Raw genomic sequence first — 12,684 nt, forward strand, 5'->3', positions numbered from 1 at the left:
CGATGCTGGACAATGGACGTGTGAACGACGCCGCGAACCATACAGACGAGTCAGTTCCGGTCCCACCGTCCACAGCATCGGCTCCGGCTGAGGCAGGCCGGCGGTCCAAGACCGGGTCCCGCCTGTATCCCAGGGTGACCAGCTTCCGGTCCCGCCGCGGCGCACTCACCCCCAACCAGCAGAAATCCTGGGACCGCACCTGGCCGCTGATCGGCCGCGAGGTGGCCGACGAACCGCTGGACGCCGACGCCTGGTTCGGCCGCTCCGCCCCGCTGGTCATCGAGATCGGCTGCGGTACCGGCACCGCGACCGCGGCCATGGCGCAGGCCGAACCGCACCTGAACCTGATCGGCATCGAGGTCTATCAGCCCGGCCTGGCCCAGCTGGTGCAGGCCATCGAACGCGAGCAGATCGACAACATCCGGCTGCTGCGCGGCGACGCCGTGGACGTGCTGGAGAACATGATTGCCGAAGAGTCGCTGACCGGCGTGCGGGTGTTCTTCCCCGACCCCTGGCCCAAGGCCCGCCATCACAAGCGCAGGCTGCTGCAGCCGGCGACACTCGCGCTGATCGCCAACCGGTTGAAGCCCGGCGGTGTGTTGCACGTCGCGACCGACCACGCGGGTTACGCCGAGCACATCGCCGAGGTCGGCGCCGCCGAACCCCTGCTGACCGGCCTGAACGAGACCACCGGCGGCGTCAGCGCCGAGCATCGCGACAGCGCCCCGATCGGTTTCGAGCGCCCGGTCACCAAGTTCGAGGGCAAGGCCCATCGCGCCGGAAGCGCCATCACCGAGTTCATATGGGGGAAGATCGAATGATGAGCGTCAGTGAGATGGCAGCGACCGGAGATGAGGTTGCCGGCGAGGTGCGCGGCGCCGACACCGCCGATATCCGCCGCGTGCTGTTGGTCTGGGACGCCCCCAATCTCGATATGGGACTCGGCGCCATCCTCGGTGGCCGCCCGACCGCCGCCTACCGTCCGCGCTTCGACGCCCTCGGCCGCTGGCTGCTCTCGCGGACCGCGGAACTGTCCGTCGGCGCCGGCCAGCGGGTCGAACCCGAGGCCACGGTGTTCACCAATATCGCGCCCGGCACTGCCGATGTGGTGCGGCCGTGGGTGGAGGCGCTGCGCAACGTCGGTTACGCCGTCTTCGCCAAACCCAAGATCGACGAAGATTCCGATGTCGACGCCGACATGCTCGCCCATATCGCGATGCGCCGCCGCGGCGCCGGGCTGGCAGGCATCATGGTCGCCTCCGCCGACGGCCAGGCCTTCCGGGAGCCGCTGGAACAGATCGCCGCCGACGGCGTGCCGGTTCAGGTACTCGGCTTCCGCGAGCACGCGAGCTGGGCGGTCACATCCGATACCCTCGAGTTCGTCGATCTCGAGGACATTCCGGGCGTGTTCCGTGAACCGCTGCCCCGGGTTAGCCTCGACTCGCTGCCCGACGAGGGTGCCTGGCTGCAGCCGTTCCGGCCGCTGTCGGCGCTGCTCACCTCTCGCCCCGCACAAGGAGTCGCTTAGTGTTCACCCGCTGGGGCGATCTGGTCTACCGACTACGTTTCGCCGTCATCGGCGTCGTCGTGGCCGCACTGCTGGCACTGGGCGGCTACGGTCTCGGACTCGGCGACCATTTGAGCAACAGCGGATGGGACGACCCCACCTCGGAATCGGCCGAGGCGGCGCGGATCTCCGACTCGGCCTACGGCCGCGATCACACCAGCGACGTGATCGTGCTGTACACCGCGCCCGAGGGCAAAACCATCCACGACCCCGAGTTCAGCAGCAAGATCATCGACAGCCTGAACCGGCTGCCGCGCGAACATCCCGAGCAGATCGCCAAGGTCAACGGCGCCTACTGGCCCACCGAAACCGGTCCGGCGCAGCCGAGCCTGTTCGGGTCAAAGGACGGCAAACACACCTTCGCCTCGATCGCCATCGTCGGCGACAACGACACCGAGATGGTGCGCAACTTCCGCGCGGTCAAGGACGTCTTCTATATCGACGGCGTCGACGTGCAGGTCGCGGGCCTGCAAGCGGTGGCGGGCACGCTCAACGACACCATCGCCAGCGACTCCAAACGCATGGAAGTGCTGGCCATTCCGGCCGTGGCCATCCTGCTGTTCTTCATCTTCGGCGGTGTGGTGGCCGCGGCGCTGCCGCTGATCGTCGGCGGTCTGACGGTGATCGGCGCCAACGGCATCGTGATGGCGTTGACCAACTTCACCGACGTCAACTCCTTCGTCTCCAATGTCGTGTCGATGATCGGTCTCGGTCTGGCGATCGACTACGGCCTGTTCATCGTCAGTAGGTTCCGCGAGGAATTGGCCGAGGGCTACGACACACCGGCGGCGGTCCGGCGCACCGTGATGACCGCGGGCCGCACCGTGGTGTTCTCCGCGACCATGATCATCGCCAGCCTCGGCGGCATGCTGTTGTTCCCACAGGGCTTCCTGAAGTCGGTGGCCTACGGCACCATCGCGACGGTCTCGCTGGCCGCGCTGGCCTCGATCACCCTGCTGCCCGCGATGCTCGGCATCCTCGGGCCGCGGGTGGACATGTTCGGGCTCAAGTGGTTCCGCAAGACCAAGACCGCCGAAGAGGTCGAAAACGGTTTCTGGGGCAAGTCCACCCGCTGGGTGATGAAGCACCCGCTCAAGATCGCAATCCCGATCAGCATCCTGTTGCTGCTGCTGATCATCCCGGTCAAGAACCTGCAGTTCGGTGGTATCAACGAGCGGTATCTGCCGCCGGACAACCCCACCCGGATGGCGCAGCAGAACTTCGATGAGATCTTCCCGCTGCGCAAATCCGATCCGGTGCAGCTGATCATGATCTCCGAGAACGGCAACTCGGTCGGCAAGGTCTGGAAACAGGCCAGCGAGGCGCCGGGGCTGGCGGGCAAGTTCGAAGTGCCCTCGCGCTCCACCGAGCGCCCCGACGTCTACCGGACCACCGCGACGCTGGTCGACTCCGAGGACTACCGGCCCACCATCGAATACCTGCGGGCGATGGACGTTCCCGACGACGTCACCCTGCTGGTCGGCGGGCAACCGGCGTTCACCATGGACAGTATCGACGCACTGATCGATCGCATGCCGTTGATGATCGCGCTGGTGCTGTTCGTCACGACCTTGCTGATGTTCCTGACGTTCGGCTCGCTCGTGCTGCCCATCAAGGCGGCCTTGATGAGCGCGCTCGGTCTCGGGTCCACCCTCGGCATCCTGACCTGGATCTTCGTCGACGGTCACGGCGCCGATCTGCTGAACTTCACCCCGCAGCCGATCATGTCGCCGGTGCTGGTGCTGATCATCGCCGTGGTCTACGGCTTGTCCACCGACTACGAGGTGTTCCTCTTGTCTCGCATGGTGGAGGCGCGCGCACAGGGCGCCTCGACTACCGAGGCGATCCGGATCGGCACCGCGAACACCGGCCGCATCATCACCGCCGCCGCCTTGATCCTGCTGGTGGTGACCGGCGCGTTCGCCTTCTCCGATCTGGTGATGATGCAGTACATCGCCTACGGCATGATCGCGGCGCTGTTCATCGACGCCACCATCCTGCGCATGCTGCTGGTGCCCGCCACCATGAAGCTGCTCGGCGACGACTGCTGGTGGGCGCCGGCCTGGATGAAGCGCATCCAGCAGAAGATCGGGCTCGGCGAACCCATCCTCGACGATGAGCGGCCCGCCCGCGGCGAGGTCGTCGACCTGGTGAAGACCACACCGATCACAGATCCGGTGACCATGCAGATGCCGGCCATGCCGGAAAGCCAGCAGCGCAAGACGCCGCGGCGCCCGCGCACCGTCGAGGAGATCGAGGCCGAGGCGCCCACCCAGCGCCTGGATGCGCTGCCGCCGGAACCGAATCGGCCGCGCGGCGCCTCGTCCACCCAGCACATTCCGATGCCGGTGCCGCCGGATCCGACCCGGCCGCGGGCGGCGCATGCTACGCCACCGGAACCCGGTGAGGCCGGCAAGAGCGGATCGACGTTGCGGTTGACGCCGGAAACTCCGCAGGTGCGCGGTTCCGAGCGGATCCTGCCGCCGCGCACAGTTGCGCCCGATGCCGGGGCAGCCGGTGATGAGGGCGCGCCGGTTTCGGAGACCGGTGTGATCGGCGGCAGTCCCGGTCCGGTCTCGCGGCCTTCGAGCGAATCCGCTTCGGGTTATCCGGGTGCCACGGACTCCGGCCGTTCGGCCGCCACGGGTCCGAGCCACTCGAGCGCCACGGGTCCGGCCCATCCGGCCGAATCCGCTTCGGGACCGTCTGCTTTCGGCGGGCACTTCGGTCCCGCCGATCCGACTCGCCCGCGTCCGCATCCGCCCGAGCAGCCGTTCGCGCCGTTCGGTGAGACCCCGGGTGGTCCGGCGGAATCCGCTCGGCGGCAGCACGACCCGGTCGGCGGCGGGCAGATCGGCGGCGCGCCCCGGGATGCCGAGTCGGCCGGCCCGGGTTCGCACCATGCCGAACCAGCTGCCCCGCTCACGTCCCGCGCCGAACCGGCCGGTCCGCCGCCGGGCACCGCGGAAGCTGCCGGCCGGTATGCCGACTCCGCGCCCACGCACCGAGCGGAGCCGGCAGCAGGTGACGCGTCGGCGACCGCGTTCTTCCGGGTGCCCACACCCGAGCCGGCGCAGGCACCCGACCGGCTGCCTCCGCTGCCCGAGTCGTCCACCGAACCCGCACCGGCGCCCGAACCACAGGAACCCCCGCGTCCGCTGCTGCCCCGCGTCTCCACCCCCGGTGCGAGCCCGGCGCCCGACGAGTCGTCGACGACGGAAGTCCCGGCACAGCAATTGGATTCGACTCAGGCTCCCGAAGCCGAGGCCGGCGACGACAACCGCAGCAGCATCGAGAACTGGATGGCCGAACTCCGCTCCTCCCGCCGCCGCACCCCACCGCCGGACCAGGGGCGGCACCACTCCGGTGACGGGCGCACGGTCAGCGTGAACGAACTGCTGCGGCGGCGCGACAGCGAGTAGGGGTGCAGCCCGGCGGTCACCACCGGGCTTCCGAGTCGCCCCCTATTGCGTCGGCTGGTCCTCGCTGCCGGCGTCGGCGAAGGCGCGGGCGTAGCGGGTGCCTGCGAGCAGGAGCAGGACGCCGACGATCAGGAAGGCGGCCACGCGCACCAGGCCGTCGAGGGTGGCCAGGTCGAACAGGAACAGTTTGGCCAGGGCGGCCGCGGTGACCAGCAGGCCGGAGCCGAGGGCCAGTTTGGCCACGGCCGGTGAGCGGGACAGTTTGCGCAGGCCGTAGAGCAGCGCGGCGGTGGCGGCGACCATCCAGGTGATGGTGGCGGCACTGTGGCCGATGAGGAATCCGTCGGCGGCGCCGGAGGAAACGCCGATCGACACCGTCGCCGCCGTCACCGCGTACAGGCCGGCCAGGCTCCCGGCCACCCAGACCACCGCATCGGCGATATCGCCGCTGATCGCGGGCAGCCTGCGCACGGCCCACACGCCCACCACCACGACCGCGAGGGCGAGCAGCGCGGCCAGCAGGGTCGCGATGCCGAGCTGTTCCTCGGCGAACCGTTGCACCGCAAGGGTTTCCGGCGACGCGCTGTCGAGGAATACCAGCGCCGCGAGAGCGGCGAACATCGCGCCGAGGCCGGCGGCCACCGCATTGCGCAACTGTCCGGCGACGCCGAGGAAGCCGAGGGCGACCAGGAACAGCGCGGTCGGCAGGGTTTGCACGGTCGTCACGCCGATGCACGCCTCCAGCAGCGCGAACGAGCCGGCGACGGCAGCGGTGATCGCGGTGTGCGGCGGAATGAACTGACGCAGTCGTTGATTCTGTACAACGGCGGTCGCGGCCACGGCCAGCAACACCGCGGCGAAGAGTCCGGCGATGAGCACCGAGGTGCGGCGCTCGAACATCACCGGCGCGGCCAGCAGCGGCGTGGCCGCCATCGCGAGGGTGATGGTGGCGGTGAAGTCGCCGACCCGTTCCCGCACCGCGAGCACCGCGCCCACCAGTCCGACGGCGGCGATCGCCACCGCGGCGGTGAGCAGCCAGTACAGCCGGGCCCGCTCGGGCTCGTCGAAGGTGGCCACGGTGATCGCGGCCAGCGTGGCCAGCACCGCCGGCGCCGTCCGGATGACGTGCAGGATCGGCCAGTTGCGCGCCAATTGCACTGGTACACAAGCGGCTTGCAACACGATGAGGAAACCGAGCAGCGCCAGTTCCACGGTGACCACCGGCGACAGCACCGCAGCCCCGGCCACCACCAACACGGCGAGCGTCTGCGAATTCCACCGCATCGCCAACCACACCCCCGCCGCCGCGACCGCCGACGCCAGCACCAACCCCGCCACCGGCGGCAACCACTCGTACACCGTGGTCACCCCGACCACATTCAGATACCCGCCCGCGATACCGGTGGCCGCCAACGCGATTCCACCGACCTGCCCGCCACTACGCCCATACACCCGCACGCCTGCCGCCACCAGCGCCGCCGAGAACACCACACCGGTCACCACCCGAGGCACCGGCCCGAAGAACCCCGCCTGCGCCGCCAGCACCAGCAGCATCACCACCCCGATCAACGTCACCCCGACCCCCGCCACCGCCAACACCCGGCTGATCACCCCCTCCTGCTGCCACCACGGCGTCCGCTTCACCCGCTCCGGCGGCCGCCACGCCGCCCCCACCGGCGCACCCCACCCCCGCCCGACCGGCGGAACCCCACGCGCACTCGGCGGAACCCCATACGCCACCCCGGACCCCCACCCGCCCGGTGCGAAACGCTCACCCGCAGGCGGATACCCACCCGTCTGCGGCACATACGCCCCGGCCGGCGGAACTCCGGTCCTCGGCACCCCACCAGCCGCCTGCGCACCAGCGGCCGCCCGATCTCCGCCCGCCTGCGGCACCCCACTGGCATCCGGCGGACCAACGGCCACCCGATCGCCGCCCGCCTGCGGCACCCGACCGGCACTCGACGTACCGCTCGCACCCGGCGTACCGGTAGCGCCGGGCACAGGAGTGCCCGACATCTCGGCCGCTGACGACGTTCCGGCGGCGCCCGACTCCCCGGTCGCGCCCGGCGTCCCAGCGCGCGGCGGCACAGTAACGCCCGAGGACCCTGTCGCTGCCGACGTCCCGGTCGCGGCCCACGGAACGGACCCGCCCGGCGTCCCGATAGATCCCGGCGGCACTGTTGCGTCCGGCGTCCCGGCAGCACCCGACTCCGCGGCCGCGACTGATGGCACCGAAGCGCCCGGCATCGCTGTGACGTCGGCCGGAGCGGTGGCCTCGGACCCGGCAGCGGCACCCGGCATCCCACTGGCGCCCGACGCAGCGGCCGAGCTGGTCGCTGCGGTTTCGGCGCGCGCTTCAGCAGCCCGCCCCGCGCCGGTAGACGCGTTGGTGTTCGGTGCCACGCCGCGCCGCGAGCCACCGGTCGACTCCTCGCCGGTCCGCATGTCGCCGGCCGATGCCTCACGGGCTCGCGCATCGGTCGGCGCCATGCCAGTTTGCACGTCGCCGGTTTCCGCGACGCCGGTGCGCGACTCACCCGCCCGCGCTTCACCCTCCACAGCGCTCGCGGCCGACGAGTCCTCAGCGCGCCGCCCCGCCCGCTCCGACGCAACCTGGCATCGCAAAACCTCCAGGTCGCGCCCCAACGCCCACATCTGGTTGCCGAGCGTCTCGAACTCTCCCGACAACCGCGAGATCAGCACCGGATCAATAGCTGTACCCATGCTTGCAATGCTCGACCGCGCACACCGGAGAAGGCATGAGTAGAAACCCTCGTCGGCTTCGAAGATCTACGCGATATCGCAGACGGCCGCGTGGCAGCCCGGACGACAGAGGCTTATCCAGCAGCCCCGGAGACCGGGACCGCGATGACGTCGACGATCCGCTCGAGGCCCGCATAGTCCTTGGGGTTTGTGGTGAACAGCGGCAACTGCTCCGCGGCTGCTGTTGCGGCGATCAGGAGGTCGGCGGTTCTGCCCCGCGGCTTGCGACCGATCGCGATCACAGCGGCGTATATGCGCCCGTACACTCGGGCCGCTTCTACATCGAAGGGGATCGGATCGAATTCGCTCTCGGCACGCTGGAGCACTTCCAGGCGTCGGGCACGTTCTTCGTGCTCGTCGTAGTCCTGTTGCTCCGCGTTGCTCCGGACAGCATGCGGCCCCGCCGACAACTCGGCCAAGGTGACGGCGCTGATCGCCATCTGTGCGGGCAGCGTCTCAGGGTCGATATGCCGGCGCAGGATCAGAACATTGGTATCGACAATTCCGATCGCCGGGATATCACCGGTCATATGGGCTGCTCGGCTCGCTATCGGCCACTGCGTCCAGGTCGGCCCGGAACAACGCCGCATCGACCACCGGCGCATTCCGCGACATCGCAGCGAAGTCGGCTCGGCTGACGAAGCGGCGCCGCCGACGGAGCGGAATCAGCTCGCCGATCTGATGACCGTCGCGGGTCACCGTGAACGACCGCCCGTGTTCGACGGCGTCCATGATCTCTTTCGACCGGTTGCGCAGGTCGCGCTGAGTGATCTCGGGCTGCATAAGCCCACGATACCCGCGTATAGCACCGTGCGCCACGGTGTAGCACACACCTCAGAACCCCATGATCTTGCGCCAGTTCGACATGAACGGGTGTTTGGCGGTGACGGAGCCGAAGCGGGTGCGGCCGTGGACGATGAGGTGGAGGCGGCCGATGGGTGGGCCGGTGCGGACCTTGTTGGTGGCGCTGGAGCCGACCAGGTCGAGGCCGTTGAGGTCGACGGTGGCCTCGCTGGGGACGATCAAGGTGAGCCCGGTGGCGTAGTCGTCGACGTGCAGCTCAACCACCTGCGTGGCCATGATCGCCTCGGTGAAATCCAGGGTGACCGAGGAGAGCACATTGTTGGTGTGCAGCACCGGCGCGACCTGCCAGGGTCCGCGGCGGCTGAGGGTGGACAACCTGCCTCGGATGACGTTGCCCGGATGCTGCGGCATCGGCGCGAGGGGCGGCGCGGACGGTCCGGCTAGCGGGCGCGGCGCGTTGACGAAGTCGGTGGACGGGGCGGCGGGCTGCCCGACCAGCCGCACCCCGGGCAGGTCGATGAGCACGGAGTTCAGTTCGCCGCGGGTCTTGGCGGCCAGCGCCGTATCCATCCGCTCGGTGAACTCCCCCAGCGACAGCATCCCCAGCCCGACGGCACGTTGCAGCAGCTCACCCACGTGTTCCCGTTCGGCATCGGAGACCCGCAGGTCACGATCGCCCACCGGACCGCCGGAGCCGAGACCTGATGAAACCGAATCGGGGCCGCCCATGCGTCCGAGGTTACCGAGAAAGCGCCCGGTGCGGCATCGGGGCGATCCCCGATTCCGCCGCACGCGACATCCTCCGGAAGTCGTACGCGCGCGAGCTGCCGCGGCCGCGCACCCCACCCGCTGCCGCGGCCGCGCACCCCACCCGCTGCCGCGGCCGCGCACCCCACCCGCTGCCGCGTCGGCGCACGACACCCGCTGCTGCGCCAGCGCACGGCACCGCGACGTCCCGGCCGCCGCCGTGCGCAATCCTTCCGCCCTACTCCAACCCCTGCTCGATCGCATACCGCGTCAACTCGACCCGATTGGCCAGCTGCAACTTCCGCAACGTCGCCTGCACATGGTTCTCCACCGTGCGATGCGACAACCCCAGCCGCGAGGCGATCTGCTTGGCCGACAACCCCTTCGCCACCATCCGCAGCACCTCGGTTTCCCGCTCGGTGAGCGCGGGCCGCGGCGGCGTCGCCGGATCGGCGGGCGCGGTGGCGATGCGTCGGTACTCACCGAGCACCAGCCCTGCCAGCCCAGGCGTGAACACCGCTTGACCGGCCGCGGTCGCGCGCACGGCATCGCGCAGTTCCGCTGACGACGCGCTCTTCACCAGGTATCCGGTGGCGCCGGCCTTGATCGCGTCGAGCACATCGTCGCGTTCGGCCGACGCCGACAGCACCAGCACCCGGCTCTCCGGCGAGACCCGCAGCACTTCCGCGGTGGCCTGGGCGCCGTTGCCGTCGGGTAGCTGCATGTCCATCAGCACCACGTGGGGTCGCACGGCGGCGGCTCGCCGGGTCGCCGCGCCCACACCGTCGGCGGTGGCCACGACCTCGAATCCGGATTCGGTCAGATCCCGGGAGACGCCGTCGCGCCACATCGGGTGGTCGTCCACCACCATCACGGTGATCGCGTCCTCGCTCATCCGATACCTCCCTCGTCGCAGTGCTCAGCCACGTGGCACCCGGAACTCCCATTCGGTGCCGAAGCCGACACCACCGGTCTCCTCGGTCAGCAGCTCCGCCGTGCCGCCCAGCGCCTCGATCCGGCCGACGATGGAGCGCGAAACCCCCATCCGCCCTTCGCGTTCGGCCTCGGCGAGTCGGCCCGGCGCGATGCCGACGCCGTCGTCGCGCACGCTGACGATCACCTCGTCACCGGTGTCTTCCAGCAGCACATAGGCTTTCGCGTCCGGGCCGGCGTGCAGCGCGACGTTCGACAGCGCCGTGGTCACGGCCGCCGCGATCTCACCGGCCGCCCAGCGCCCGACCGGCACCGGATCGCCCGGCGTCGACACAAACACGCTGGGCGTGGCATGTTCGGTGAGCAGCGGCCGCAGGTCGACTTCCGTCCCGCCTTCGTCGGCGCGGGCGCCCTGCTCGGAGATCAGTACCCGCAACGCCACTTCCTGTTCGCCGGCCCGCTGCGCCAGTTCCGCGGTGGGCCCGCCGATTTCGGTGCCGCGCCGTTTGATGTAGCTCAGGACTTGCAGGACGCCGTCGTGCACCTGACGGGCCAGCCGTTCACGTTCCTCGGTCGCCGCCGTCAGCCGCACCGCCCGTTCCAGCTGACGTTGCGCGGTGCGCGCGGTATTGGCGGCGAGCCCGAGCGCCAGCCCCACCGACACCAGCACCGGCGCGGTCGCGTCGGTCCACACGTCCTGCCCCCACTGGTCGCGCACGGTGATGCTGGCGGCGGCGATGAGCATGCCCGAGCCCACCCCGAACAGCGGCCCGCGCAGGATCGCCGCCGAGATCACCGCATTGGTCGCCCACAGCGTCGTCGGCAGGGTCTGATGCCCGTGGTACCAGTCGTAATCGGCGACCAGCCGGGTCGCGGCCATCAGCGCGATCACCACCACGTGGTCGCCGAGCACCACCCAGCCGCGCAGCCGGATGGCGTCGGGGAAATGCCACTGCGACAACATGATCGCCGAGATCCCCGACCACACCGCCATCGACGCGATCAGCACCCAGCTCAGCCGCTGATTGTCGTAGTAGGGCACCGATGCGACCTGCTGGCCCACCGCGTACAGCAACGTCACCAGCCGGAACGCCTGCGCGGCCCGCCACAGCGGTGCGGTGGCGGTGTCGGCGGAGCTCAGCTCAGTCGGGTGTCGCATCATCGCGGGTCCCGGCGTCATCGGCCGCATCCGGTTTGTCCGCGCCGGGCTTCGCGCCGAGCTTGCGCTGCGCCTCGGCCAGCATGGCACCGACATCGAACCGGCCCGGCTCGGGCACATCCGGCTCGGCCGAATACAACCGCCCGCCCTCCTCGTCGGTGCGCAGCTCTTCGAGCAGCTCCTCCGGGTCCTCGGCCAGCAGTGACCGGATCGCGGTGTTCATCACCGCGACGAACGGCACCGCCAGCAGACCACCCGCGATCCCGCCGAGCACCACGCCAGCGGTGATCGCCAGCACTACCGCCAGCGGGTGGATGCTCACCGCCCGGCCCAGCAGCAGCGGTTGCAGGACATGCCCCTCCAGCTGCATCACCGCGATGATGATGCCGAGCACGATCAGCGCCGTCACCAGGCCTTTGGTCACCAGCGCGATGAACACCGCGACGAACCCGGCCAGGAACGCACCGATGATCGGGATGAAGGCGCCGACGAACACCAGCGAGGCCAGCGGCAACGCCAGCGGTACTCCGAGGATCGCCAGTCCGGCACCGATACCGATCGCATCGACAGCGGCCACCGCCACCGTCGCCCGCACGAACCCGACCAGCGAGCCGAAGCCCAGCTCACCGGCGGTGCGCACGCGCTGCCGATGCGGGGTCGGCACGATCCGGGTAACGAAATGCCAGATCTGATCGCCGCTGTAGAGGAAGAAGATGAGGATGAACAGCGTCAGGAAGGTGCCGGTGAGGATGTGGCCGATCACCGTCGCGGTGGTGAGCGCCCCGCTGGTCAGCTCGTCCTGATTGGACTGGATGGCCTTGACCGCGGTGTCGCCGGCGCTGCGGATCTGGTCTTCGCTGAGGTGGATCGGCCCGTTGATCAGCCAGTCCTGCACCTCTTTGATGCTGTTGGTGAACTGATCGGTCAGCTGCGGCACGCCCTCGACGAACTGCTCCACCACGAAGGTGAGAATCCCCGCGACCAGCCCGAGCGAGCCGACCAGCACCACGAACACTCCGACCGAGCGCGCGATCCCCAGCCGCTGCATCCAGTCCACCAGCGGCGCCAGCAGCGCGGCCGCCAGCAGTGCGATGGCCAGCGGAATCACCACCGTCGCCAACCGCTGCACCACCATGGCGAGCACCGCGACCAGCGCGAAGATGACGAGTAGCCGCCACGCCCATTCCGCGCTCACCCGGACGATCGGATGCACCGCGTCGGCCGCGGCCGGCGCTCTCCCCTCCCGCTGTGCCGCCGTCTCCGGCGTCGATCCCGCGGAACCTGAC

At 69.8% G+C, this 12,684-nt stretch carries 10 protein-coding genes; 3 read left to right on the plus strand and 7 right to left on the minus strand.

Annotated features, from left to right (window positions below):
* Positions 1 to 2: 2 nt before the first annotated feature.
* The 3 genes from trmB to NOCYR_RS26740 are packed head-to-tail and all read left to right on the plus strand — an operon-like array spanning position 3 to position 4,989.
* Entirely contained in the window at positions 3 to 821 is an 819-nt protein-coding gene (gene trmB, locus NOCYR_RS26730) for a tRNA (guanosine(46)-N7)-methyltransferase TrmB (protein ID WP_048833759.1), read from the plus strand.
* Positions 821 to 1,528, plus strand: a complete 708-nt coding sequence (locus NOCYR_RS26735; protein ID WP_014353541.1) for an NYN domain-containing protein — start codon at positions 821 to 823, stop codon at positions 1,526 to 1,528. The genes trmB and NOCYR_RS26735 overlap by 1 nt, the downstream gene beginning before the upstream one ends.
* Entirely contained in the window at positions 1,528 to 4,989 is a 3,462-nt protein-coding gene (locus NOCYR_RS26740) for an MMPL family transporter (protein WP_014353542.1), read from the plus strand. Before NOCYR_RS26735 ends, NOCYR_RS26740 begins: the two co-directional genes overlap by 1 nt.
* Before the next feature lie 42 nt (positions 4,990 to 5,031).
* Here the strand turns inward: NOCYR_RS26740 and NOCYR_RS26745 are convergent, their stop codons facing one another.
* The 7 genes from NOCYR_RS26745 to NOCYR_RS26775 all read right to left on the minus strand — a co-directional run bounded on the left by NOCYR_RS26745 (position 5,032) and on the right by NOCYR_RS26775 (position 12,611).
* Positions 5,032 to 6,663, minus strand: a complete 1,632-nt coding sequence (locus NOCYR_RS26745; RefSeq protein WP_231855999.1) for a DUF2339 domain-containing protein — start codon at positions 6,661 to 6,663, stop codon at positions 5,032 to 5,034.
* 1,166 nt (positions 6,664 to 7,829) lie between these two features.
* Entirely contained in the window at positions 7,830 to 8,285 is a 456-nt protein-coding gene (locus NOCYR_RS26750; protein ID WP_048833760.1) for a type II toxin-antitoxin system VapC family toxin, read from the minus strand.
* Complete coding sequence (locus tag NOCYR_RS26755; protein ID WP_014353545.1) at positions 8,275 to 8,538, minus strand: type II toxin-antitoxin system Phd/YefM family antitoxin; 264 nt, start codon at positions 8,536 to 8,538, stop codon at positions 8,275 to 8,277. The genes NOCYR_RS26750 and NOCYR_RS26755 overlap by 11 nt, the downstream gene beginning before the upstream one ends.
* 51 nt (positions 8,539 to 8,589) lie before the next feature.
* Positions 8,590 to 9,240, minus strand: a complete 651-nt coding sequence (locus tag NOCYR_RS26760) for a DUF1707 SHOCT-like domain-containing protein (protein ID WP_014353546.1) — start codon at positions 9,238 to 9,240, stop codon at positions 8,590 to 8,592.
* Positions 9,241 to 9,544: 304 nt separating this feature from the next.
* Positions 9,545 to 10,201 carry a response regulator gene (locus NOCYR_RS26765; protein WP_014353547.1) on the minus strand — a complete coding sequence of 219 codons (657 nt, stop codon included), beginning with the start codon at positions 10,199 to 10,201 and terminating at the stop codon, positions 9,545 to 9,547.
* 24 nt (positions 10,202 to 10,225) lie between these two features.
* Positions 10,226 to 11,401: a MacS family sensor histidine kinase gene (macS, locus tag NOCYR_RS26770; protein WP_048833762.1), complete on the minus strand. Its 1,176-nt coding sequence runs from the start codon at positions 11,399 to 11,401 to the stop codon at positions 10,226 to 10,228.
* The gene (locus tag NOCYR_RS26775) at positions 11,382 to 12,611 is read right to left on the minus strand and encodes an AI-2E family transporter (RefSeq protein ID WP_014353549.1); all 1,230 of its coding nucleotides are present in this window, start codon (positions 12,609 to 12,611) and stop codon (positions 11,382 to 11,384) included. Before NOCYR_RS26775 ends, macS begins: the two co-directional genes overlap by 20 nt.
* Between the last annotated feature and the right edge of the window lie 73 nt (positions 12,612 to 12,684).

The sequence above is a fragment of the Nocardia cyriacigeorgica GUH-2 genome (assembly GCF_000284035.1).
In the GTDB taxonomy this organism is placed as follows: domain Bacteria; phylum Actinomycetota; class Actinomycetes; order Mycobacteriales; family Mycobacteriaceae; genus Nocardia; species Nocardia cyriacigeorgica_B.